Below are 24,035 nucleotides of genomic sequence, written 5' to 3'. Positions count from 1 at the left end.
GAGCGCGGCCCATGCCCGTCGAGCCGCTGTCGCAGCAGGACGTCGAGGACCGGCTGGCCGCACTGCCGGGGTGGTCGCTCGACGGCGACCGCCTCACCCGCTCCTACCGGCTCGCCTCGCACACCGCGGCCACCGCGATGGTCGTGCACATCGCCCAGGTCCAGGAGGAACTCGACCACCACTCCGACCTGACCCTGGGCTACAACACGGTGTCGCTCAGCGTGCACACGCACAGCGCGGGCGGCGCGGTGACGGAGAAGGACTTCGAGCTGGCCCGCCGGGTGGAGGATCTGGCCGGGGGCCACGGGGCACACTGACCTGTGTGCTGGACTACGACAAGGAAGCGGAGCGGTACGACGCCGCGCGCGGCGGCGAGCCCCGGGCCGCCGCCGCTGCCGAGGCCGTACTGAGTCTCGTCCCGGCCGGCGCGCGCCGGCTGCTCGACGCGGCCTGCGGCACCGGGATCGTCACCCGGCGCCTCGCGGCGGCCCGCGCGGGGCTGCGGGTGACCGGCGTCGACCTGGCCCCCGCCATGGTCCGGCGGGCCGCGGCCCGGCTGCCCGGCGCGGTGGTGCGCGCCGACGCCCGCCGACTGCCGTTCACCGCCGGGGCGTTCGACGCGGTGAGCAGCGTCTGGCTGCTCCACCTGGCCGGCACCGACGACGACGCGCGGACCGTCGTCGGCCAGTGCGCCCGGGTGCTGCGGCCCGGCGGGGTGTACGTGACCACGGTCGACAAGGGCCCCTCGCACAACGTGGGCAGCGACATCGACGCCGTCCTCGCCGCCCGTCCGCCCAGCCCCGTCCGGGACGCCGCCGGGGCCGTCGAGGCGTACGCCCGCGAGCACGGGCTGTGCCCGGCGGGGCGGGCCCGGTTCACCGGCCTGGGCCAGGGCCGCAGCCCCCGCCGCACCATCGCGGACCTGCGGCGCGGCTGGTTCATGACGCTCCCGCCGGAGGGTCCGCTCGCCGACCGTTTCGCCGGCCGCCTCGCCGCCCTGCCCGACCAGGACCGGCCCCGGCCCGACCCGGTGTTCACGCTGCTGGCGTTCAGGAAGCCCTGACCGGCGGGGCGTCGCCCCGGTCGTCGACGGCGGCACCGTCGCCGCCGGAAACGACCCGGCAACTTCCGTGCCACCGGCGGCGACTGAGAGGGAAACACCGGGAGCACCCCCTCCCGGCCCCCTCAGGAGGCAGTCTCCATGAAGCACCCGCACCGGCGCGGCAGACACCGCGTCCGCGCCCGCGTCCTCGTCCCCGCCCTCGCCGCGGCCCTGGCCGTGGCCGGCGCCGGGCTGACCGCGCTCACCGCCGACACCGCCGACGCCGCGACCGCCCGGCAGGTCGAGGCGCTGGACCGGGGCGTCGTCAGCGTCCACACCTCGGCCGGCAACCTGGTCAGCTGGCGCTGGCTCGGCACCGACCCGAACGACGTGTCCTTCAACGTCTACCGGGCCGGTACGAAGGTCAACTCCAGCCCGGTCACCGGCTCGACCAACTACTTCCACTCCGGCGCCCCGGAACAGGCCGACTACACCGTCCGCGCCGTCGTGAACGGCGTCGAACAGGCCGACTCGGTCCACGCGATCCAGTTCCGCGCCGGCTACAAGGACGTCCCGATCTCCCCGCCGTCCGGCGGCACCACCCCCGACGGCGTCGCCTACACCTACGAGGCCAACGACGCTTCCGTCGGCGACCTCGACGGCGACGGCGCCCTGGACATCGTCCTGAAGTGGCAGCCCACCAACGCCAAGGACAACTCCCAGTCCGGGTACACCGGCAACACGATCGTCGACGGCGTCAAGCTCGACGGCACCCGCCTGTGGCGGATCGACCTCGGCAGGAACATCCGCTCCGGCGCCCACTACACCCAGTTCCAGGTGTACGACTACGACGGTGACGGCAAGGCCGAGGTCGCCATGAAGACCGCCGACGGCACGACCGACGGCACCGGCGCGGTGATCGGCAGCTCCTCGGCCGACTACCGCAACTCCTCCGGCTACATCCTGTCCGGCCCCGAGTACCTGACCATGTTCAACGGCCAGACCGGCAAGGCGATGGGCACCGTCGACTACGTCCCGGCCCGCGGCACCGTCTCCTCCTGGGGCGACTCCTACGGCAACCGCGTCGACCGCTTCCTGGCCGGCACGGCCTACCTGGACGGCGCCCGCCCCTCGCTCATCATGGCCCGCGGCTACTACACCCGCAGCGTGATCGCCGCCTGGGACTGGCGGAACGGAGCCTTCACCCGCCGCTGGACCTTCGACACCAGCTCCTCCACCAACAGCGGCAAGGGCTACGACGGCCAGGGCTCGCACAGCCTCTCCGTCGGGGACGTCGACAACGACGGCAAGGACGAGATCGTCTACGGCTCGATGGCGGTGGACGACAACGGCAACGGCCTGTGGACCGCGAAGACCGGGCACGGCGACGCCCAGCACCTGGCCGACCTCGACCCGTCGACGTCGGGCCTGGAGTACTTCAAGGTCTCCGAGTCCACCTCCCAGCCCGCCGAGGTGTATCTCAACCCGGCGAGCGGCGCGGTCCGCTGGAAGCTCGACGCCTGCTGCGACAACGGCCGGGGCGTGGCCGGTGACATCTACGCGGGCAACGACGGGGCCGAGGTCTGGTCCGCCTCCGACACCTACATCCGCGACGAGGCGGGCGCCACCAAGGGCCGGGAGCCGTCCTCGGCCAACTTCCTGTCCTGGTGGGACGGCGACACCGTCCGCGAACTCCTGGACGGCACCCACATCGACAAGTACGGCACCTCTTCCGACACCCGCCTGCTCACCGGCTCCGGCGTCGCCTCCAACAACGGCACCAAGGCGACCCCGGTGCTGTCCGGCGACATCCTCGGCGACTGGCGCGAGGAGGTCGTCTGGCGCACCAGCTCCAACACGGCGCTGAGGATCTACTCGACGCCCGTGGAGACCAGCACGAAGATCACGACCCTGCTGCACGACACGATGTACCGCACGGGTCTGGCCTGGCAGAACACCGCGTACAACCAGCCCCCGCACCCGAGCTTCTTCCTCGGCAACGGGATGGCGACCGCGCCGCGCCCGACGGTGTACACGCCGTAGCCGAGCCCGGCCGCCGGTCCGCGACGGGACCGGCGGCCGGTGACCACCACGGCGCCCCCTGCCGGCTGCCGTCCGGCGGCTACGAGGTGACCTCCGCGCCGTCCTGACCGTTCGCCGACCGCGTGACCACCGTGTGGATCCAGTTCCGGGACAGTCCCAGGCGGGCGGCGAGGACGTCCTCGGTCACCCCCCGGCCGTGGGCGGCGCGCAGCGCGTCGTCCCGGAGCCGTCTCCACCGCACGACCGCCCGCCGCCCCGCCGTCGCTCTCTCCGTCAGCACGGCCAGCGTCACCAGTACCTCGCCCAGCACACCGTTCCACCACCGCCGCCGCATACGGCCCCCTTCGCAGACCCGAACCCGCCGCGTGTACCCACCACGGTCGAGTGCGGCGGACGCGGCCCACAAGAGCGCGGGGGAGGCGTGCGAGAGCCCGCGCGTTCCGGGTGTGCGCGAGAGCGGAACCGGTGGGGCCGGCGCGGTCAGTGGGGCTGCCGCAGCCCCGCGACGAGCAGCCGGACCATCCGGCGCGCGTCGTAACGGTCGTCGCCCTCCGCGCCGACGCAGAGGTTCCCCACGCCGCGCATCAGCGAGTACGCCGCGAGACCGGGGCCGATCTCGCCCGCCTCCTCGGCCGCCGCCAGCAGCCGGGCGCACACCGGGGCGAGGCGGTCCAGGAAGGAGGCGTGCAGCGCCTGGAACGCGGGGTCGTCGGAGTTCAGCACGGCGGCGAGGCCGTGCTTGGTGACCAGGAAGTCGGCGAAGAGGTCCACCCACCGCCCCAGGGCCTCGTACGGCGTCGGGCAGCTCTCCAGCAGGGCCGGGCCGGCCTCGGCGCACGCCTCGATCTGGTGCCGGTACACGGCGACGACGAGGTCGGCGCGGGTCGGGAAGTGCCGGTAGACCGTGCCCGTGCCGACGCCGGCCTCCGCCGCGATGTCCCGGACCGGCGCGTCCACGCCCGACCTGACGAAGACCGCGGCGGCCGCGTCCAGCAGCGTCCGCTGATTGCGCCGGGCATCCGCCCGCCTGGGCCGGGCCGCGCGCTCCGCACCCTGCTCGCCGTCGTTCACCGCGTCGCTCCCTCCACCGCCTCTTGCAAAGCGGAACAGTGTTCCGTATCGTCGTCGTAACGGAACAAGGTTCCGCTTGTTCCATCATGCCGGACGGACGCCTCGGCCACCAAGCCGCGCCTCCGCGTCCGCTCCCCCCGCGTGCACGAAAGGCACCTCCATGTCCGCGTACCAGCCGACCACCGTCCCCTCCCCGGTCGTCTCCGTGAAGCCCGTCGTGCTCCCCGCACCCGGTCGCGGCGACGACCTCCAGGTCCAGGTCTCCGCCCCCGTCACCGGCCGTGACCTGCCGGTCGTGGTCCTCTCGCACGGTTACGGCGGCTCGCTGGACAGCTACGCCCCGCTGGCCGACCACTGGGCCGCCCACGGCTTCGTCGTACTGCGCCCCACCCACCTCGACTCCCGCCGCCTCGCCCTGCCCGCCGACGACCCCCGCACCCCGCTGATCTGGCGCACCCGCGTCGAGGACCTCACGCGGGTCATCGACCACCTCCCCGACCTGGAGGCCGCCGTGCCGGGCCTCGCCGGGCGGGTCGACCGCGGCCGGGTCGCCGTGGCCGGACACTCCTGGGGCGCCCAGTCGGCGAGCATGCTGCTGGGGGCCCGGGTCCTCGACGCCGACGGCGTCCCCGGCGAGGACCTGTCCGACCCGCGGGTCACGGCGGGCCTCCTGTTCGCCCTGCCCGGACGCGGCGGCGCCGACCTGTCCCCGTTCGCTGCCGAGAACTTCTCCTTCATGAACCCCTCCTTCGACGACATGACCACCCCCGCCCTCCTGGTCGCCGGCGACCACGACGACTCCGCGCTCTCCGTGCGGGGCCCGGACTGGTTCACCGACGCCTACGCGCTGAGCCCGAAGGACAAGACCCTGCTGACCCTGTTCGGCGCCGAGCACTCGCTGGGCGGCATAGCCGCGCACGAGCACACCGAGACCACCGACGAGAGCCCCGAGCGGGTCGCCCTGCTCCAGCGCCTCACCACGGCCTACCTGCGCAGCGCCCTCGACCCCGACGACCCGGCGTGGCGCGAGGCGAGCGCCGAACTGGCGGCCGGCGGGCAGCAGCTGGGCCGCCTGGAGAGCAAGTAGCCGTGGCCGCCCCCAGCTTCGGCATCATGACCGCCCCCTCGCAGGTCGACTACGCCGACGTTCTGCGGGTCTGGCGCGAGGCCGACACCGTGCCCGAGATCGGGCACGCCTGGCTCTTCGACCACCTGTTGCCGATCTACGGCGACCCGAAGGGCGTCACCTACGAGGGCTGGACCCTGCTCTCCGCGCTCGCCGCGCAGACCAGCAGAGTGCGGCTCGGTGTGATGGTCACCAGCAACCGGTTCCGTCCGCCCGCCGTCCTCGCCAAGATCGCCGCGACCGTCGACGTCGTCTCCGGCGGCCGGCTCGACTTCGGCATCGGCGCCGGCTCCCGGCCCGACGTCCCGATGGCCCGGCGCGAGTACGAGGCGCACGGCCTGCCCTACCACGACGGGGCGCACGCCGTACGCGCCCTCGCCGAGGCGTGCACGGTGATCCGGCGGCTGTGGACCGAGCCGGAACCGTTCGACTTCGACGGCGCCCACGTCACGCTCCGCGGCGCGTACGGCAACCCCAAGCCCGTGCGGCGCCCGCACCCGCCGGTCCTCGTCGGCGGACGCGCCTCGGCGACCCTGCGGGTGGCCGCCGAACACGCCGACATCTGGAACTACCCCGGCGACGACGTCGAGGACGCCGTGGCGCGCGGCGCGATCCTGGACCGGCACTGCGCCGACCTGGGCCGCGACCCGGCGACGATCACCCGCTCCCTCGTCCTGCCGGTCTCCTACGACGACCCCGCGCCCACCCGGGAGGCGATCGGCCGGGCGACCGAGGCCGGTTTCCGGCACCTCGTCCTGACGCTGCCGGCGCCCTACCCCGAGGGCGTGGCCCGGTGGCTCGCCGAGGAGGTCGTCGTGCGGTGAGCGACCGGGAGCGGGGCGTGCTCCCGCCGGAGAGCACGCCCCGCCCGTCACCCACGCGGTCGTTCAGCCGACCGCGCAGCTCTCGCCGCCCAGGGAGAAGGAGGCCGGTTCCGCGTTGGTCCCCGACCACTCACCCGTGAAGCCGAACGCCACCGACGAGCCGGCCGCCACGGCACCGTTCCAGCCGACGTTCCTCGCCGTGACCGTGGTCCCCGACACGGAGTGCTCGGCGTTCCACATCCGGCTCACCTTCTGCCCGTCCGGGAAGGACCAGTTCAGCGCCCAGCCGTTCCAGGCCGCCGTCCCGGTGTTGGTGAGCTTCACGTCCGCCTGGAAGCCGCCCGGCCACTGGTTGGTGACCGTGTACGTCACCGCGCAGGCACCCGTCGGCTCGGGCTCCGTTCCGGGGTCCGTGGCGGACGTGTCGCCGTAGACGATGCCCCGCCCGTTGGTCGCCACGTACACCCGCCCGTACACCCGGGGGTCGCCGGTGATGGCCGCCCCCGTCCAGCCCCACTGGTGGGCGTCGTCGTTGATCCGGGTCCAGGAGGCGCCCTGGTCGGTGGAGCGGAAGACGCCCCGCACCCCGCCGATCTTCGCGCTGGTGTACAGCGTCTGGTACGAGGCGCCCGGCGCCGCCTTGCCGATGCCGATGGTGTCGGCCTGCTCGACGTTCGACAGCTTGGTGAAGCTCGCGCCGCCGTCCGTGGAGTGCCACAGGCCGTACGCCCCGTCCGCGGCGCCGCCCGCCAGCCACACGTCCCCCCGCACACCGGGCAGCGCCTTGAACCGCACGCTGTCCCCGCTCGGCAGGCCGGTCGCCGCCGACGCCGAGAAGGTCGCGCCGCCGTCCGTACTGACGTAGAACTTCCCGGACTTGAAACCGTAGAAGGTGTCCGGGTCGACCCGGTCGGACTCGACGACCGCACCGGCCGGGATGCCGCTCGACGCCTGCCAGGACGTGCCGAAGCCCGTCGTGTACTGCACACCGGTGCCGACCGGGCTCCACACGAACCGGCTCCCGTCGGCCGCCGCCGCGACCGTGCCGCCGCCGCTCACCCCCGACGGGTCGGTGCCGCCGAACCAGTTGGCGCCGTTGTCCGTGGAGAAGGCGATGTGCGGACCCGAGTCCAGGTTGCCGACGCGGACCACGGTGCCCGGGTCCGACTCGGCGTAGTCCAGGCTGGTGCTCGACGTGAAGTTGGGCGAGGTGAACATCATCGACGGGACCTCGGTCAGGCTGGTGTGCCGGAAGCCGCCGATGTCGCCGAGGGCGCTGAGCAGCGGGGCGCCCGACGGGGGAGCGGCGAGGTCGTTGACGGCCGTCTCCTCCAGCCCCCGCACCATCGGTGTGATGGTGAACTTGCTCCCGGCGTCCCAGTCGGTGAGGTCCTCCGTGCCGTAGACCGTGGCGCCCGTCCCGTACATCATCCGGTCGCTGTCGAACGGGTCGATCTCCAGCGACTCCGTCATCCACCCCAGCTTGGGTGTCTGCTCGGGCGGCGTCGGATTCGCGCCCCAGGTCAGCCACGGCGACGACGACACGTCCATCGTGTAGCGGTTCTCGCGGTTCGGGTACGAGGTGTAGCTCCACGCCTGCGTCCAGGTGCCTCCGCTGTCCGTCGAGCGGAAGATCTGGGTGTCCGGCCACCAGGAGCTGTACGCCGTCGCCATCACCGTGCCGGGGTGCCGGCGGTCGACGGTCAGACCGCTGAACCCGTAGTAGGTGTCGGCCTCCGCGACCGGGCTGATGTCGGTCCAGGTGCCGGTCGCCGTCGCGTACCGGTACAGCCGGCCCTTGCCGCCGTCGTACGGGCCGCCCGTGTCGCTGTAGGCCAGGTACAGGTAGCCGTTCTCGGCGTCCAGGACGCCCTTGTGGGCGAGGTACCCGGTCGGTTGCCCGGCGATCCGCTCCCAGGTCGCGCCCGCGTCCGTCGACCGGTAGACGGCGTTCTCCTTGTCGGCGACGCCCACGTAGATCGTCTTCGTCGCCGAACCGCCGCTGCCCGTCGACTCGTCGAAGGTGACCCAGGTGATGCCCTGGTTGTCGGAGGCGTAGCCGCTGGTGTCGCTCGGGTCCTGGGCGTAGTCGCCGGGGTTGGGGAAGGCGGTCACCTGGGACCAGGTGACGCCGGCGTCGGTCGACCGCCACAGGCCCTTGCCGCTGGGCGCGCCCAGGTACAGCACGTCGTTGTCGTGCGGGTCGACGGCCAGGCGCTCGCCCATGCCCCGGCCCGGCATGTTGCCGCCCAGCTTGAACGGCAGGTCGGTCTTCCGCCAGCTCGCGCCCCGGTCGGCGGAGCGCAGGACCGCGCCGTTGCCCGGGTCCCAGCTGTTGGTGTACGTGCCGACCGCCGCGTACACCCGGTCGGGGTCGACCGAGTCGGAGGCGATGCTGACGACACCCGTGTGCCCCCAGTCGTCCCAGCCGACGTGATCGAGCAGCGGCGTCCAGGTCTTGCTCGCCTCCTGCCAGCGGTAGGCGCCGCCGATGTCGGTGCGGGCGTAGGCGAGGTCCTGCTCGCTGCGGTTGAAGACGATGCCGGGGACGAAGCCGCCCCCGTCGATCCGGGCGTTCTTCCAGGTGTAGGTGTCGGCGGCGACGGCCGCCTTCGGCGTCTCGGCGGCCAGCGCGGCGGGCGGGCCGCCGGTCAGCAGTCCGGCCGCGAGCGCCAGCGCGGCGGTGAGGATGCGGGTTCTGCGCACGGTGGGGGACCGTCCCTTTCGTCAGGGTGGGGGAGACGACGACCGGGCGGCCCCCCCGTGCGGAGGGGAGCCGCCCGGCGCGGTACGCGGAGCTTTCAGCGGGGACTTATTCGAGGAGCTCCGCGTACGAGCCCATGGCGAGGGCGATGTCCGCCTGGGCCCAGAACCGGTGGTACGTGAACGTGGGCGCGGCACCGCCCGCGAGGTAGCTCTCGACCTTCGACCAGTTCGGGTCGTCCTCGTAGAACGAGCGGATCGAGGCGAACGTCGACGACGAGTCGATGACGTCACCGTTGGGCATCGTGCCGGTCCAGCCGCTCGGCACGTACACCGAGTCGTCGAACCGGTTGTAGTCCGCCCGGGTCTCCGGCACGGCGATGCCCAGCGCGTCCTGGTTGTTCTCCCACATGCCGTCCAGCAGCGCCTTGGCCGTCGAGGCCGCCTCCGCGTCACCGGAGCGGTCGGCGTAGTACGTCAGGGTCTTGGCGTACGCCGCCGCCACCCCGACGTCGTCGGTGTAGTCGGCGACCGTGACGTGCAGGCCGCTGTTGGCACCGGGGGAGGAGGCGTTCCAGGTGTCGGGCGCGCCCGACCACTGGAGCGTGGACGGGATGCGGAAGCTGCCGTCCGGGTTGACCGTCGTCTCCGACAGCGCCCAGTCGACCCACTTGTCAAGCACCGTCTTGGCGTCGGCGTCGCCGCTCTGCTGGTAGTACTCGGCGACCCGCTCCATGGACCACGCCTGGAAGCCGAACCACTGGTTGGACGGCGGGTCGTGGTACACCGGCTTCTCGTCGTAGTACATGCCGTAGAACGTCGGCGTCCCGGCCGGCGGGGTCGCGTACCGGCCCTGCCAGCTGTTGGTCGCGCCGCCCGCGATGGCACCCTCGTCGGACTGGAGCCAGCGGTAGAACTCCAGCTGCCGGTCGAGGGACTTGGCCCAGTCCGCCGCACCCGTCGCCGACTTCGGCTTCAGGTCGGCGTAGGAGCTGAGGGCGTACGCGGCCAGCGGGTTCTGGTAGCCGCCGTGGGTGTGGCTGGAGCCGATGCGCCAGGCCCAGCCCGCCGAGGTGTCCACCGCGCCGCCCCAGGCGTAGTACCAGGACAGCAGGTAGTGCGAGGAGTCCTTGCCGGTGCCCGCCGGGCAGCTCGTCGGCCCCACACAGCCGCCGACCTTCTTGAAGTACTTGTCGAACATCGCGTACCGCAGGTAGTCGCCCATCTTGGCGGCCTTCGCGACGGTCCCGGAGATCTCCGACTCCTTGCCCTGCTGCCCGGCCCAGACGTCCGCCCAGTACGCGGCCTGCACGGCGCGCGCGTCGGCGTCCGGGGCGTTGGTGAACTTCCACTGCTTGGCGTAGGAGGCGTCACCGGTGAACAGGTCCAGGTAGCCGTTGGTCCCGCCGTACTCGAAGGCGTCGCAGGTCGGCTGCGGCACCGTCTCCCACACCGACTCCTGCGCGCCGCGCTGGAAGGTGTTGATGTACGACGGCCCGGTGTCCGACGGGCCCGCCTCGCAGTTGCCGGGCGAGTTGCCGTAGCCGTAGGTGTTGTCGACGTCCTGGAGCCAGTGCATCCCGTACACGTCGTCCGTGCCGTACGCCGACTTCAGCTCACCGGCGATCGGGTCCGGGCCGACGGAGACACCGGAGTCCAGCTTGGCCGGGTACTCCTGCGGGGTGTCCAGTTCGGGCGCGTAGGTGGCCGGCTTGGACGCGTTGTACGAGGAGTTGGTCGGCTGGTCGGCGTGGGTGGGGATCATGTACTGCTCCATGATGTCCCAGGCACCGTTGAACCGGGTCCAGTCGCCCGTCACCTTGCCGTACATGGCCTGGAGCCACAGCAGATAGCTGTACGCCTCCGACGTGGTCTCGTGGCCGTGGTCCGGCGCCTCGACGATCAGCGTCTCCACCGAGTGGTACGGGATGCCCTCGGGGGAGAAGTAGCCGTTCGCCGGGTCGGTGATCTTCCCGTACAGCTCCAGGAAGCGCGCGTCGTACTCCGTCGCCGCCGCGAGCTGGGTGACGGTGACCGTCGCCTTGCCATGGCCGGGGGCCGTCGACTCGAAGACCGCCGAGCCGGTGCCGGAGGCGTCGGCGCCGATGGTCACCTGCTGCGCGGTGTTCCAGTTGGACGGCGTGAAGGTGAGGGTCGCGCCGCCGGTCACCGACAGACCGGTGTTGCCACTGGTCCGGGCGGTCGTCACCGTCACGTTCGCGGTCGGCTGCGTGGACAGCTTCACGTCGTACGTACCCGACTCGCCCTGCTGGACGCCCAGTTGAGCGGGTGTCGCGACGACGGTGGGGCCGGCCGCGACGGTGATGCCGACCGGGGTGGAGGCCCCCGACGCGCCCAGGCTGTCGTACGCCTTCGCCACCAAGGAATGACTGCCCACGGTCAAACCAGAGGCGGAGTACGTGTAGGGCGCGCTGCTGTCGGTGCCCAGCAGCGTGGTGTCGTCGTAGAACTCCACCTTGGTGACGGTGGCGTCGTCGGCCGCGGCCGCGGTGGCCGCCAGCGGCACCGCCGTGCCCTGGCTGTACACGGCACCCGGCGCCGGGCTGGTCAGCACGGTGATCGGCGGCTGGTGGGCGCCGGTGCACGGGGTGCCGTTGACCGAGAACGAGGTGGGCGCCGTGTTGGTGCCGCTGTAGGTGAACTGGGCGCCGGTGATGACAGCGGCGCCGGCGCCTATTCGAGCGTTGTACGCGGCGTTCGTCACGGTCACCGTCGACCCGGACTGCGACCAGGTGCCGTTCCAGCCGTTGGTCAGCTTCTGGTTGCCCGTGTAGCCGTAGGTGAGGGTCCAGCCGTCCAGGGCCTCGGTGCCCCGGTTGGTGAGGGTCAGCTCGGCGGTGAAACCGGAACCCCAGTCGTTCGTCTTGTAGTCCACGCTGCACTGGACCGCCGCGGCGTGCGCGGTGGTCGTGCCGGTGCCCACCAGGGTGAGCGGGAGCGCGAGGGCCGCCAGCGCGGCCGTCCACAGGCGCCGCGCGGCGCGGCGTCTTCGACCTCGGTGCATGGTGCTGGTTCCTCCTTGCGGCTCGGAGCGAGGGGGGAGGAGCAACAAGCTGTGAACCAGTGGGAGCGCTCCCATGTTGAGGAGAGGGGTGAGTGCGGTCAAGGTGTGTGAAGAGTCGAAAATGTTCGATGGGCCGAGTTGAGGGAATGTTGGCAACTCCTCTGTTCTTTACCGACACTTGGCGCTAACTTCTTCGGCACCAGTGGGAGCGGTTCCGTCAGTCGGTACTCCATCAGTCGGTACTCGATGAAGAGGAAACCCGCACCCATGAGCCGTAGCAGAACTGCGTTACTGGCCGCTCTCGCGCTCGTCGCCGGAGCCTCCGGCGCGGCGTACGCCGCCGTACCCCCGGACGTCGGCGCGGCGGCCGTCCCCTGCACCGTGGACTACAAGGTGCAGAACCAGTGGGACACCGGATTCACCGCCGCCGTCACCGTCACCAACAACAGCGCCGCCAAGTCCGGCTGGTCCCTGAAGTGGTCCTACGCCGGCAACCAGAAGGTGACCAGCGGCTGGAACGCGAAGATCAGCCAGAGCGGTACGGCCGTCACCGCGGCCAACGAGTCCTACAACGCCCCGCTGTCCACCGGCGGCTCGGTGAGCTTCGGCTTCCAGGCCTCCTACAGCGGCAGCAACGCCGTCCCGGCCACCTTCACCCTCGACGGGGTGACCTGCAACGTCGACGACGGCGGCACGACCCCGACCGATCCCCCGGACCCGGAGGGCCCCTCCGCCCGGGTGAACAACCCGTACGACGGCGCCAAGGTGTACGTGAACCCGGAGTGGTCCGCCAAGGCCGCGGCCGAACCGGGCGGCAGCCGCATCGCGAACCAGCCGACCGGCGTGTGGCTGGACCGCATCGCCGCCATCGAGGGTGTCAACGGCGGCATGGGGCTGCGCGACCACCTCGACGCGGCGCTGGAGCAGAAGGGCTCCGGCGAGCTGGTCGTCCAGCTCGTCATCTACAACCTGCCCGGCCGCGACTGCGCCGCCCTCGCCTCCAACGGCGAGCTGGGCGCGACCGAGATCGACCGGTACAAGACCGAGTACATCGACCCGATCGCCGCGATCCTCGCCGACTCCAAGTACGCGTCGCTGCGGATCGTGACCACCGTCGAGATCGACTCGCTGCCCAACCTGGTCACCAACACCACCCCGCGGGCCACCGCCACGCCCAACTGCGACGTGATGAAGGCCAACGGCAACTACCAGAAGGGCGTCGGCTACGCCCTGAACAAGCTGGGCGACGCCCCCAACGTCTACAACTACATCGACGCCGGCCACCACGGCTGGCTCGGCTGGGACGACAACTTCGGTGCCTCCGCCGACCTGTTCAAGGTCGCCGCGACCACCGAGGGCGCGACCGTCAACGACGTGCACGGCTTCATCGTCAACACCGCCAACTACAGCGCGCTGAAGGAGGAGAACTTCACGATCGACGACACCGTGAACGGCACCTCCGTGCGCCAGTCCAAGTGGGTCGACTGGAACCGGTACACCGACGAGCTGTCCTACGCCCAGGCGATGCGGCAGAAGCTGGTCTCCATCGGCTTCGACTCCAACCTCGGCATGCTGATCGACACCTCCCGCAACGGCTGGGGCGGCTCGGCCCGGCCCACCGGCCCGGGTGCCATGACCGACGTCAACACGTACGTCGACGGCGGCCGCTACGACCGTCGCATCCACCTCGGCAACTGGTGCAACCAGACCGGGGCCGGCCTCGGTGAGCGCCCGCAGGCCAACCCCGCCGCCGGGATCGACGCGTACGTCTGGATGAAGCCCCCGGGCGAGTCCGACGGCGCCAGCGAGCCGATCGACAACGACGAGGGCAAGGGCTTCGACCGGATGTGCGACCCGACGTACACCGGCAACCCGCGGAACAACAACAACATGTCCGGCGCCCTGCCGGACGCCCCGCTCTCCGGGCACTGGTTCTCCGCGCAGTTCCAGCAGCTGATGCAGAACGCGTACCCGCCCCTGTCGTAACCGGTTTTGCGGTTTCGGCAAGTTGGTTTGCCTCTCGTGTCGGATCGGCGCACGCTGGTCGCACCACGACACGGGAGGCAGCCGCATGGGGCACCACCAGCACCATCATGATCATGGTCACGACGACTTCGACTGGGCGCGCATGGCGCCGCTGCTGGAGGCGGAGGCGGAGCTGTACGCGCCGCTGTACACCCGCGCCCTGGACTGGATCGGCCGGGACGTCACCGCACCCGGCCTGGTGGCCGACGCCGGCAGCGGGCCGGGGGTGGTCTCCTGCCTGCTCGCCGACGCCTTCCCCGGCGCCCGGGTGGTCGCCGTCGACGGTGCCGCGCCGCTGCTGGAGCGGGCCCGCGACCGCGCCGCCCGGCAGGGCATCGCCGACCGCTTCGGCACCCTGGCCGGTGAGCTGCCGGGCGCGCTGGACGGGCTCGACTACCCCGCCGACCTGCTGTGGGCCAGCCGCAGCCTGCACCACCTGGGCGATCAGCGGGCCGCGCTCGCCGCCTTCGCCGGGCACCTCGCGCCCGGCGGCACCCTCGCCCTGCTGGAGGGCGGGCTGCCCGCCCGGTACCTGCCGCGCGACCTCGGCTTCGGACGCCCTGGCCTGCAGGCCCGCCTGGACGCGGTGCACGAGGACACCTTCGCGCGGATGCGGCACGAACTGCCGGGATCCGTCGCCGTGACCGAGGACTGGCCCGCGCTGCTGACCGCCGCCGGCCTGAAGCACACCGGCACCCGCAGCTTCCTGCTGGACCTGCCGGCCCCGCTCGACGAGCCGGCCCGCGCATTCGTCGCCGCCGTGCTGTCCCGGCAGCGCGCCATGGGCGAGGAGTTCCTGGACGCCGACGACCGTGCCGCCCTCGACCGGCTCCTGGACCCCGACGACGAGGCGAGTGTGCACCGCCGGCCCGATGTGTTCGTGCTGGCGGCGCACACCGTGCACACGGCGGTACGGGCCGGCTGACCCGCACCGCCGGGGGAGGGACCGTCAGTCGTTGACCGTCGCCGGGTCGGATCCGACCCGCCGGTCCTCGTTGAGGGCGCTGATCGCCGCGAGGTCCTCGTCGTCCAGGCTGAAGTCGAAGACCTCGATGTTCTCCTTGATCCGGGACGGCGTCACGGACTTCGGGATCACGATGTTGCCGGTCTGCAGGTGCCAGCGCAGCACGATCTGGGCCGGGCTGCGGCCGTGCTTCTGGCCGATGGCGACGATGGCCGGGACCTCCAGGAGGCCCTTGCCGGAGCCGAGCGGCGACCACGCCTCCGTGGCGATGCCCTGCTCCGCGTGGTACTCGCGCAGGGCGTGCTGCTGGAGGTGCGGGTGCAGCTCGATCTGGTTGACCGCCGGGATGACCGACGTCTCGCCGATCAGCCGCTCCAGGTGCTCCGGCTGGAAGTTGGAGACACCGATGGCCCGCGCCCGGCCGTCGGCCAGGATCTTCTCGAACGCCTTGTAGGTGTCGACGTAGGTGCCCCGGTCGGGCATCGGCCAGTGGATCAGGTACAGGTCGACGTACTCCAGGCCGAGCTTGGACAGGGAGGTGTCGAAGGCGCGCAGGGTGGAGTCGTACCCCTGCTCGCTGTTCCAGAGCTTGGTGGTGACGAAGAGGTCCTCACGGGGAAGGCCGGAGGCGGCGATGGCCTTGCCGGTGCCCCTCTCGTTGCCGTAGATCGCCGCCGTGTCGATGCTGCGGTACCCGGCCTTCAGGGCCGTCGCGACGGCGGTCTCGGCCTCGTCGTCCGGTACCTGCCAGACGCCGAAGCCCAGCTGGGGCATCTCGACGCCGTTGTTCAGGATGATCGGGGGGACCTGGCTGCTCACGGGCTGTTGATCCTTCGTTTGTGGTGACGTGGTGCTCCCATGGTCAACGATCACGAGGCCGCGCGCATTCCTGATGGGGGAAAAAGCGGGCGGATCCCTGCTTCACACCCGGTACAGGGCGTCCACCTCGGCCCGGTACGCCTGCTCGATGGCCTTGCGCTTGAGCTTGAGCGACGGAGTGAGCAGCCCCTGCTCCTCGGTGAACGGCTGGGCCAGGATGCGGAAGGTGCGGATGGACTCGGCCTGGGAGACGAGCGTGTTGGCGGCGACCACCGCGCGCCGCACCTCGTTCTCCAGGTCGGCGTCGCGGACCAGGTCGGCCGGGTGCATCCGGGGCTTGTTGCGCATCGTCAGCCAGTGTTCGACGGCCTCCTGGTCGAGGGTGACCAGGGCGGCGACGTAGGGGCGGTCGTTGCCGACCACGACGCACTGGCTGACCAGCGGGTGGTCGCGGACGCGCTCCTCCAGCACCCCGGGGGAGACGCTCTTGCCGCCGGAGGTCACCAGGATCTCCTTCTTGCGCCCGGTGATGGTGAGGTAGCCGTCCTCGTCGAGCAGGCCCAGGTCGCCGGTGGCCAGCCAGCCGTCGTGCAGGGACTCGTCGGTGGCCTTCGGGTTGTTGAGGTACCCCTGGAAGACGTTGCCGCCGCGCAGCCAGATCTCGCCGTCCTCCGCGATGTGCACGGTGACGCCGGGGATCGGGTGGCCGACCGTGCCGTAGCGGGTGCGCTCGGGCGGGTTGGCGGTGGCCGCCGCCGTCGACTCGGTCAGGCCGTACCCCTCGTAGATCTGCACTCCGGCGCCCGCGAAGAAGAGGCCGAGCCGCCGGTCCATCGCGCTGCCGCCGGACATGGCGTTGCGCAGGCGTCCGCCCAGCGCGGCCCGGACCTTGGCGTAGACGAGCTTGTCGAAGAACTGGTGCTGCACGCGCAGTCCCGCAGACGGTCCGGGACCCTGGCCCCACGCCTTCGCCTCCAGGGCCTCCGCGTACTTCACCGCCACGTCGACGGCCTTCTCGAAAGCGCCCGCCCGGCCGTCCCGCTCGGCCTTGCGCCGGGCGGCGTTGAACACCTTCTCGAAGATGTACGGCACGGCCAGGACGAACGTCGGCCGGAACGCGGCCAGGTCCGGCAGCAGGGCCGCCGCGTTGAGCTGCGGCTGGTGGCCGAAGCGGACCCGGCCGCGGATCGCGGCGACCTCCACCATCCGGCCGAAGACGTGGGCGAGGGGCAGGAAGAGCAGGGTGGCGGCCTCGTCGCCCTTGCGGGAATGGAACACCGACTCCCAGCGGCCGATGACGGTGTCCGCCTCGTACATGAAGTTGCCGTGGGTGAGCACACAGCCCTTGGGGCGGCCGGTGGTGCCGGAGGTGTAGATGACGGTGGCCACCGACTCGGGGGTGACCGCCTGGCGGTGCCGGTGCACGACCTCGTCGTCGAGGTGGGCGCCGGCCTCGTACAGCTCCCGCACCACCCCGGCGTCGAGCTGCAACAGCTGCCGCAGGTTCGGCAGCCGGTCGATGACGGTGGCGAGGGTCATCGCGTGGTCCTCGTGCTCCACGACGGCGGCGCAGACCTCGGCGTCGTGGAGCATCCAGAAGCACTGCTCGGCCGAGGAGGTGGGGTAGACCGGCACGACCTGCGCGCCGATCGTCCACAGGGCGAAGTCGAACAGCGTCCACTCGTAGCGGGTGCGGGACATGACGGCGACGCGGTCGCCGAACCGGATGCCCCGGGCGAGCAGCCCCTTGGCGAGGGCCAGCACCTCGTCGCGGAACTCGGCGGAGGTCACGTCCCGCCACCGGCCCGCCTGGTCCTTGCGGCCCAGCGCGATGTACGCCGGGTCCTCCCGGGCATTGCGGAAGACCGCGTCGGCCAGTCCGCCCACCGGTGGCGGCAGTGCCGACGGAGGGCTGGTGAACTCGCGCAAACCCCGCTACCCCGCTCCCTGCTCCCCGTTCCTTGTTCCGCGTGACGCCCCGCACAGCGCGGTGAAAGCTACCCCACCTCCTGAGGGTGCCGGGGGAGGGTGCGGGGCGGTACGGCGGGGAGATTCCCCCTCAGAGGGGGAAGGGTCGGGCGCGTTCCTGACGGTTGAGTAAGTATTGCGGCCGTAATCTCCACCGAATCTGTACGGGGTGGTTCGGTGTGCGGCCGACCGCGCGGTTCCCCGCGCCCTTCGGGTGCGCCCACCGTCCGTCCCTCAGGGCCCCCGGACCTCACCGCCCCGCGCCGGCCCGCGCCGACTCGGGCGCCGTGGCGCTCCTCCCGGACGCGGGACGCCGATTCCCGGCGAGGGCCAGTACGAGGACCCCGGCGACCGCGGCCACCGCCCCGGCCGTCACCGCCGCGGCGTTCAGGCCGGAGGCGAAGGCGGCGCGCAGCGCGTGGTCCGGGAACGTGCCCCGCAGGGCGTCCGCGCCGCCGCCCGCCAGGGCGTGGGCCGCGTCCGACGGCGGGGTGTCCGTCATCCGGGCGGCCAGCACCGTGCCGAAGACCGCGATGCCGAGCGCGTAGCCGAGCTGCCGGAAGGTGTTCACCGCCCCGCCCGCCATCCCGGCCCGCTCCGGCGGTACCGCCGCCAGCGCCGCCCCGGCGATGCCCGGCGACACCAGCCCGGTGCCGACGCCCTTCAGCAGCAGCCTGCCGCCGATGGTGAACCGGGCCGGCACCCCGTGCAGCAGCCGCCCGCCCGCCGCCGCCACGAACGACGCCAGCGACAGCCACAGGAACACCAGGCCCCCGCGGACCGGGCTCATCCCCAGCAGCGTCCGCAGCCAGATCGAGGTGTACGCCATCACCCCGAACGCCGCCGCGTCGAAGGCGAGCGCCCCCCACCATCACCGCCGAGAACGCCGGCCGGGCGAACAGCCGAGCCGCACATCGAGCAGCGGATCGGCGGACCGCCGCTCCACCGCGACGAAAACGGCCAGCAGCAGCACCGCGCAGACGAAGGCGGCCAGCGTGCCGGTCTCGGTCCAGCCGTGCGCCCCGGCCCGCACCGCCCCGTACGTCACCGCCCCGGCGAACGCCGCGTACGTCACCGCCCCGGCGAACGCCGCGAACGTCACCGTGCACTCCAGCGCGCCACCGGCCGCTCCGAGTCGGCCGTCAAACGCCGGCTGGCCGCGCTGCTCGCCTCCGGCGCGGTCTACGTCGACGTCGAGTACGACTCGGCGCTGCTCGGCTTCCCGGTCGTCGCCGCCCTGTGGATCACCGCGGGACCGGCCGACCTGCACCGGGTCGGCGAGGTCCTGGCCGGCCACCCCGAGATCGCCCACGCGGCGGCCACCGCCGGCCCCTCCAACCTCGTCGCCACCGCCGTCACCCGCGGCACCGCCGCCCTCTACGCCTACCTCAGCGGCCCGCTCGGCCACCTGGAGGGCGTGCGGCACGTGGAGGCGTCACCGTTCCTGCGCCGGGTCAAGCAGCTCAGCTGTCCGCGCCCCGCGTCCTGACGGTGTGCAGCCGGTCGCCGCTCGCCAGGATCGCCGCGGCCAGCGCGTCCGCCGCGTCCTGGGCGGAGGTGCGGCGCTCCCCGGTGACCAGGACGAAGTCGACGCGGCCCAGTTCCGGCAGCCCGGCCCGGTCCGGCACCCGTACCAGGCCGGGCGGGATCAGGCCCCGGGAGTGCGCCATCACGCCGAGGCCCGCGCGGGCCGCCGCGATCAGGCCGTTGAGGCTGCCGCTGGTGCAGGCCACCCGCCACTCGCGGCCCTGGCGCTGGAGCGCCTCCACGGCGAGGGCGCGGGTGATGCCCGGCGGCGGGTAGACGATCAGCGGCACCGGGCGGCCGGGGTCCAGGCGCAGCCGCTCCGCGCCGATCCACACCAGCCGGTCGTGCCACACCAGCTCGCCCCGCCGGTCCTCGGGCCGCCGCTTGGCCAGCACCAGGTCCAGCTTCCCGGCGGCGAGCTGCTCGTGCAGCGTGCCGGACAGCTCCACCGTCAGCTCCAGGTCGACCTCGGGGTGGTCGTGCCGGAAGCCCTCCAGGATCTCCGGGAGCCGGGTCAGCACGAAGTCCTCCGACGCGCCGAACCGCAGCCGGCCGCGCAGCCGGGTGCCGGTGAAGAACGCCGTCGCCTGCTCGTGCACCTCCAGGATGCGGCGCGCGAAGCCGAGCATCGCCTCGCCGTCCTCGGTCAGCTCCACCGAGTGCGTGTCCCGGGTGAACAGCGGCCGCCCGGTCGCGTCCTCCAGCCGCCGCACGTGCTGGCTCACCGTCGACTGGCGCAGCCCGAGCCGCCGCGCGGCCTGCGTGAAGCTCAGCGTCTGGGCGACCGAGAGGAAGGTCCGCAGCTGGGAGGGGTCGTACACGTCCCTCAGCTTATTACGGAACACGATGACAGTCAGTGCGGTGTACCGGATTCCCGATCGCCGGGTGAGGGAGCAGGATGGAGCGGGGACCCGTGTCCCCGTGTCCGAGGACCGAAGAAGCGATACGAGCAAGTGGAGCACCGTGAAACGCCTACGCCCGCCGCGCTGGATGCCGATCGACCCGTACATCCTCCTGCTGCTGGGCACGGTGGGCCTCGCGGCGCTGCTGCCGGCCCGCGGGACGTCGGCCGATGTGGCGAACGGCGCCTCCACGGCCGCGATCGCGTTCCTCTTCTTCCTCTACGGCGCCCGGCTCTCCACCCGGGAGGCGCTGGACGGACTCAAGCACTGGCGGCTCCACGTCACCGTCCTGGCCTGCACGTTCGCCGTCTTTCCGCTGCTCGGGCTGGCGGCCCGCGGACTCGTTCCGGTCTTCCTGACCGAGCCGCTGTACCAGGGCCTGCTCTTCTGCACCCTGGTCCCCTCCACCATCCAGTCGTCGATCGCCTTCACCTCGATCGCCCGGGGCAATGTGCCCGCCGCGATCTGCGCGGGCTCCTTCTCCTCCCTGGCCGGCATCGTCGTCACGCCGCTGCTCGCCGCCGGTCTGCTGGGCAGTACGGGCGGCGGGTTCTCCGCCGACTCGGTGGTGGAGATCGTGCTCCAGCTGCTGGTGCCGTTCGTGGCCGGGCAGTTGCTGCGGCGCTGGATTGGCGGTTTCGTCACCCGGCACAAGAAGGCGCTCGGGCTCGTCGACCGCGGCTCGATCCTGCTCGTCGTCTACACGGCCTTCAGCGAGGGCATGGCGCAGGGCGTCTGGCACCAGGTCAGCCCCGTCCGGCTGGCCGGGCTGCTGGCGGTGGAGGCGGTGCTGCTCGCCGTGATGCTGCTGCTGACCTGGTACGGCGCGAAGGCGCTGCGGTTCGGGCGGGAGGACCGGATCGCGATCCAGTTCGCCGGGTCGAAGAAGTCCCTGGCCTCCGGGCTGCCGATGGCCAGCGTGCTCTTCGGCGCGCACGCCTCGCTGGCCGTGCTGCCGCTGATGCTCTTCCACCAGATGCAGCTCATGGTCTGCGCGGTCATCGCCAAGCGCCGCTCGCACGACCCGCTGCCCGAGGACGACACCGCTGACCCGCCGATACCCACCGGCGCCGGCATCCGTTAAGGGGCGTCCACCCGGTCCAAAGGCAGCCGCAGCACGCTGTCCCCGGCCGGCGGCTGGGCGGCGCCGACCTCGCCGTCGCTCAGCGCCCGCCGCCACACCCGTACGTCGTCCAGCGCCCCGGTGAGGCGCGCCCGCCCGTCCATCCGGGCGCCCACGTGCACGCCGAAGGCCGAGTCGCGGCTGACCGAGCCCGGCACGTGGGCCGCCTCGGTCTTCTTGCCGTCGAGGAACAGGGTGAGCCGCCCGCCGCCCCGGCGCAGCACCAGCCGGTGCCAGCGGCCGTCGTTGTGCGCGCCGGTGGCGCGTACGTACGCCGACCGGGGCGCCGCCGCCCCCTCCCGCGCGGTCATCAGCCCCGTCACCCTGTCCTGCGCGGGCTCGGCGCGCAGCCACACCTGGGGCTGCTTGGTGCCGATCCCGCCCATCCACAGCAGCGGCTGTTCCCCGGTCTTCGCCGTGTACCGGAACCAGAGCGACACGGTGAAGTCGCCGTCCCCGAGCCGCAGCCCCTCCCGGTACGGCAGCCGCACCTCGTCGTCGGTGCCGTCGAACGCGACCGCGCCGCCGACCGCGCCGTCCGCCGTCGTACCGGCTCCGCCCAGTACGGCGGCGGGCCGGGCGCCCGGCGCGAGGTCGGGGGTGGTGGGGTCGGCGCCGCGCCGGGCCCGGAGCCAGTCCGTACCGAACCGGGCGAAGCGGATCTCGTCGCGGGCGTCTGCGGTGCCCCCCTCGTACAGCAGTCCCGCTGTCGTGCCGTCGAGGGCCGCCATGTCGGAGTAGCCGGACCAGTCGCGGGTGACGACCGTGGCCCGGTCCACGCTGTCCCAGGTGGCGCCGGCGTCCCAGGAGGAGCGGATCGCCATGGTGCGGCGGCGGTCGGGGTCGGCCGGGGCGGACAGCAGCACCCGGTCGCCCAGGCGCAGCAGCGCGCCCTGCACCTGCGGGGTGTACAGGTCCGGGACGGCCGCGAAGGGGGCGGCGAAGCTGTCGCCGCCGTCCCGGCTGACGGTCTGGGTGCGGTGGCCGAGATCGGTGCCGTCCTCCTCGCGTCCGCTGACCAGCAGCGTGCCGTCGGCGAGTTCGGCCAGGGTCACCTCGGACGGCTTCTGCCGGAAGGTGCCGTCGTCGGCCACCGGCCAGGTGTCGGTGGCGCCGATCCGCCAGTGGTCGCCGCCGTCGTCGCTGACGACCAGCGCCGCGTGGTTGGCCGTCACCCGGCCGCCGTCCCAGCTCTCGGCGTTGACCCCGAGGACCAGCCGCCCGGCGTGGGCACCGGCGGTCAGCTGCACGCCGTGCACGGGGCCGGTCGCGTACCAGGAGTTCCAGCCGGCCGGGCGGATCTCGGCGCTCAGGTCGCGCGGCTCGGACCAGGTGAGCCCGTCGTCGTCGCTGTACTGGAGGTGGGGCGTGCGGTCGCAGGGGACCGCGCAGCCGGCGTCGTCCGCCCGGCCGGTGTTGTACGTCTCGACCAGCAGGACGCGGCCGGTGGCGCGGTCCACGACCGGCGCCGGGTTGCCGTGGGTGTCGCCGCCGCCGTCGTTGACGACCCGCAGCGGGCCCCAGGTACGGCCGCCGTCCGTGGAGCGCTTGAGCACGATGTCGATGTCGGCCGCGTCCCCGCAGTTGCGGACCCGGCCCTCCGCGAAGGCGAGCAGCGTGCCGTCCGTGGTCCGTACGAGCGCCGGGATGCGGAAGCAGGCGTACCCGGTCTCCTGGTCGGCGCGGAAGAGCACCTGTTGGGTGAATTCGGGGGCCTTCGCGTGGGCCGTGGAGGGCAGGGCGAAGGAGAGCGCGAGCAGGGAGGCGAGAACGGTCGGCGGGCGTCCGGAACGGGTGCGGGGGCGAAACGGCATGGAGCGGTGGCCCTTCAGGCGGCTGAGCGGTAGCCGGTCGTCAGGGCATCAGTAGATCAAGTCATCACATATCGGATATGTTGTGCCGAATCCCCCGCGTGTCGCCCCCGGGCCCGGAATCAGCCGACACGCCGTCACCCCGTACCGGCGCAGGGGGCGCTCTCCGCCGGTACGGGGTTCCGCCGTCGTGTCGCGGGCCGGTGCCTCAGCCCCGGGACGCGGCGGCCCGCAGGGCGATGCGGTCCTCGCCCGCGTACACGTTCATCGAGGTGCCCCGCAGGAAGCCCACCAGGGTCAGACCGGTCTCGGCGGCCAGGTCCACGGCGAGCGAGGACGGCGCCGACACCGCCGCCAGCACGGGGACACCGGCCATGACGGCCTTCTGGGCCAGCTCGAACGAGGCCCGCCCCGAGACGAGCAGCACGGACCGCGACAGCGGCAGCTCACCGTTCTGCAGCGCCCGGCCGACGAGCTTGTCGACCGCGTTGTGCCGGCCCACGTCCTCCCTGATGTCGGCCAGTTCGCCGTCCTCGGTGAACAGCGCCGCCGCGTGCAGCCCGCCGGTGCGGTCGAAGACCCGCTGGGCGGCGCGCAGCCGGTCGGGCAGTTCGGCGAGCAGGTCGGCGTCGATCCGCACCGGCGGCGTGTCGGCGATGGGCCAGCGGGCCGTCGTACGGACCGCGTCCAGGCTGGCCTTGCCGCACAGGCCGCAGGAGGAGGTGGTGTAGACGTTGCGTTCGAGGGTGATGTCGGGGAGGACGACGCCCGGCGCCGTCTGCACGTCCACCACGTTGTACGTGTTGGAGCCGTCGGCCGTGGCCCCCGCGCAGTACACGATGTTCCGCAGGTCCTCCTGACGGGCCAGCACCCCCTCGCTGACCAGGAACCCGGCGGCGAGCGCGAAGTCGTCGCCGGGGGTGCGCATCGTGATGGCGAGCGGTTTGCCGTTGAGCCGGATCTCCAGGGGTTCCTCGGCGACGAGCGTGTCCGGACGGGTGTTGACCGCCCCGTCGCGGATGCGGATCACCTTGCGTCGTTCCGTGACTCGTCCCATGTCCT

General features: G+C 72.5%; 18 protein-coding genes and 1 pseudogene. 9 read left to right on the top strand and 10 right to left on the bottom strand.

The window, feature by feature from the left end:
- The first annotated feature begins 11 nt into the window (after positions 1 to 11).
- The 3 genes from ACIQR3_RS25340 to ACIQR3_RS25330 all read left to right on the top strand — a co-directional run bounded on the left by ACIQR3_RS25340 (position 12) and on the right by ACIQR3_RS25330 (position 3,085).
- Positions 12 to 317, top strand: coding sequence for a 4a-hydroxytetrahydrobiopterin dehydratase (locus ACIQR3_RS25340; RefSeq protein WP_403542726.1), 306 nt, complete (start codon positions 12 to 14; stop codon positions 315 to 317).
- A 5-nt stretch (positions 318 to 322) separates the two neighbouring features.
- On the top strand, positions 323 to 1,063 hold the full coding sequence (locus tag ACIQR3_RS25335; RefSeq protein ID WP_403542724.1) for a class I SAM-dependent methyltransferase: 741 nt from the start codon (positions 323 to 325) through the stop codon (positions 1,061 to 1,063).
- A 138-nt stretch (positions 1,064 to 1,201) separates the two neighbouring features.
- Entirely contained in the window at positions 1,202 to 3,085 is a 1,884-nt protein-coding gene (locus tag ACIQR3_RS25330; RefSeq protein WP_403542722.1) for a rhamnogalacturonan lyase, read from the top strand.
- 79 nt (positions 3,086 to 3,164) lie between these two features.
- On the opposite strand, the gene ACIQR3_RS25325 is transcribed toward ACIQR3_RS25330, so the two are convergent.
- Both ACIQR3_RS25325 and ACIQR3_RS25320 read right to left on the bottom strand, forming a co-directional pair.
- Complete coding sequence (locus ACIQR3_RS25325; protein WP_403542720.1) at positions 3,165 to 3,419, bottom strand: hypothetical protein; 255 nt, start codon at positions 3,417 to 3,419, stop codon at positions 3,165 to 3,167.
- 146 nt (positions 3,420 to 3,565) lie between these two features.
- Positions 3,566 to 4,156 carry a TetR/AcrR family transcriptional regulator gene (locus tag ACIQR3_RS25320; protein WP_403542718.1) on the bottom strand — a complete coding sequence of 197 codons (591 nt, stop codon included), beginning with the start codon at positions 4,154 to 4,156 and terminating at the stop codon, positions 3,566 to 3,568.
- Between the two features lie 160 nt (positions 4,157 to 4,316).
- On the opposite strand from ACIQR3_RS25320, the gene ACIQR3_RS25315 reads away from it, so the two are divergent.
- Both ACIQR3_RS25315 and ACIQR3_RS25310 read left to right on the top strand, forming a co-directional pair.
- Positions 4,317 to 5,243: an alpha/beta hydrolase family protein gene (locus ACIQR3_RS25315; protein ID WP_403542716.1), complete on the top strand. Its 927-nt coding sequence runs from the start codon at positions 4,317 to 4,319 to the stop codon at positions 5,241 to 5,243.
- Positions 5,244 to 5,269: 26 nt separating this feature from the next.
- Positions 5,270 to 6,106, top strand: coding sequence for an LLM class flavin-dependent oxidoreductase (locus tag ACIQR3_RS25310; RefSeq protein ID WP_403542788.1), 837 nt, complete (start codon positions 5,270 to 5,272; stop codon positions 6,104 to 6,106).
- A 63-nt stretch (positions 6,107 to 6,169) separates the two neighbouring features.
- On the opposite strand, the gene ACIQR3_RS25305 is transcribed toward ACIQR3_RS25310, so the two are convergent.
- Positions 6,170 to 8,812: a cellulose binding domain-containing protein gene (locus tag ACIQR3_RS25305; RefSeq protein WP_403542714.1), complete on the bottom strand. Its 2,643-nt coding sequence runs from the start codon at positions 8,810 to 8,812 to the stop codon at positions 6,170 to 6,172.
- A 106-nt stretch (positions 8,813 to 8,918) separates the two neighbouring features.
- A complete protein-coding gene (locus tag ACIQR3_RS25300) occupies positions 8,919 to 11,834 on the bottom strand; it encodes a glycoside hydrolase family 48 protein (protein WP_403542712.1) in 2,916 nt (971 codons plus the stop codon).
- 267 nt (positions 11,835 to 12,101) lie between these two features.
- Between ACIQR3_RS25300 and ACIQR3_RS25295 the strand changes: the two genes are divergently transcribed.
- The gene (locus ACIQR3_RS25295) at positions 12,102 to 13,820 is read left to right on the top strand and encodes a glycoside hydrolase family 6 protein (RefSeq protein WP_403542710.1); all 1,719 of its coding nucleotides are present in this window, start codon (positions 12,102 to 12,104) and stop codon (positions 13,818 to 13,820) included.
- A gap of 85 nt (positions 13,821 to 13,905) precedes the next feature.
- A complete protein-coding gene (locus tag ACIQR3_RS25290; protein ID WP_403542708.1) occupies positions 13,906 to 14,784 on the top strand; it encodes a class I SAM-dependent methyltransferase in 879 nt (292 codons plus the stop codon).
- Positions 14,785 to 14,808: 24 nt separating this feature from the next.
- Here the strand turns inward: ACIQR3_RS25290 and ACIQR3_RS25285 are convergent, their stop codons facing one another.
- The 3 genes and pseudogenes from ACIQR3_RS25285 to ACIQR3_RS25275 form a co-directional block, all read right to left on the bottom strand.
- Complete coding sequence (locus ACIQR3_RS25285) at positions 14,809 to 15,642, bottom strand: aldo/keto reductase (protein WP_403542706.1); 834 nt, start codon at positions 15,640 to 15,642, stop codon at positions 14,809 to 14,811.
- Between the two features lie 102 nt (positions 15,643 to 15,744).
- Complete coding sequence (locus tag ACIQR3_RS25280; RefSeq protein WP_403542704.1) at positions 15,745 to 17,571, bottom strand: AMP-dependent synthetase/ligase; 1,827 nt, start codon at positions 17,569 to 17,571, stop codon at positions 15,745 to 15,747.
- 289 nt (positions 17,572 to 17,860) lie between these two features.
- Positions 17,861 to 18,697, bottom strand: a pseudogene (locus ACIQR3_RS25275) (MFS transporter); the annotation flags it as partial.
- On the opposite strand from ACIQR3_RS25275, the gene ACIQR3_RS25270 reads away from it, so the two are divergent.
- Positions 18,626 to 19,099, top strand: coding sequence for an Lrp/AsnC family transcriptional regulator (locus ACIQR3_RS25270; protein ID WP_403542703.1), 474 nt, complete (start codon positions 18,626 to 18,628; stop codon positions 19,097 to 19,099). The pseudogene ACIQR3_RS25275 and the gene ACIQR3_RS25270 overlap by 72 nt on opposite strands.
- On the opposite strand, the gene ACIQR3_RS25265 is transcribed toward ACIQR3_RS25270, so the two are convergent.
- Entirely contained in the window at positions 19,074 to 19,958 is an 885-nt protein-coding gene (locus ACIQR3_RS25265) for a LysR substrate-binding domain-containing protein (protein WP_403542701.1), read from the bottom strand. The two genes, ACIQR3_RS25270 and ACIQR3_RS25265, sit on opposite strands and share 26 nt — an antisense overlap.
- Positions 19,959 to 20,127: 169 nt before the next feature.
- Between ACIQR3_RS25265 and ACIQR3_RS25260 the strand changes: the two genes are divergently transcribed.
- On the top strand, positions 20,128 to 21,123 hold the full coding sequence (locus ACIQR3_RS25260; RefSeq protein WP_403542786.1) for a bile acid:sodium symporter family protein: 996 nt from the start codon (positions 20,128 to 20,130) through the stop codon (positions 21,121 to 21,123).
- Here ACIQR3_RS25260 and ACIQR3_RS25255 read toward each other — a convergent pair.
- Complete coding sequence (locus ACIQR3_RS25255; RefSeq protein WP_403542700.1) at positions 21,120 to 22,976, bottom strand: exo-alpha-sialidase; 1,857 nt, start codon at positions 22,974 to 22,976, stop codon at positions 21,120 to 21,122. The genes ACIQR3_RS25260 and ACIQR3_RS25255 overlap by 4 nt on opposite strands.
- A gap of 205 nt (positions 22,977 to 23,181) precedes the next feature.
- A complete protein-coding gene (gene fdhD / locus ACIQR3_RS25250) occupies positions 23,182 to 24,030 on the bottom strand; it encodes a formate dehydrogenase accessory sulfurtransferase FdhD (RefSeq protein ID WP_403542698.1) in 849 nt (282 codons plus the stop codon).
- Positions 24,031 to 24,035: the final 5 nt, after the last annotated feature.

Origin of the sequence: Streptomyces sp. NPDC090994 (assembly GCF_044768905.1) — a bacterium.
Taxonomy (GTDB): Bacteria; Actinomycetota; Actinomycetes; order Streptomycetales; family Streptomycetaceae; genus Streptomyces.
Note: the sequence above shows the minus strand (reverse complement) of the source record. Positions and strands in the feature narration are given on the sequence as shown.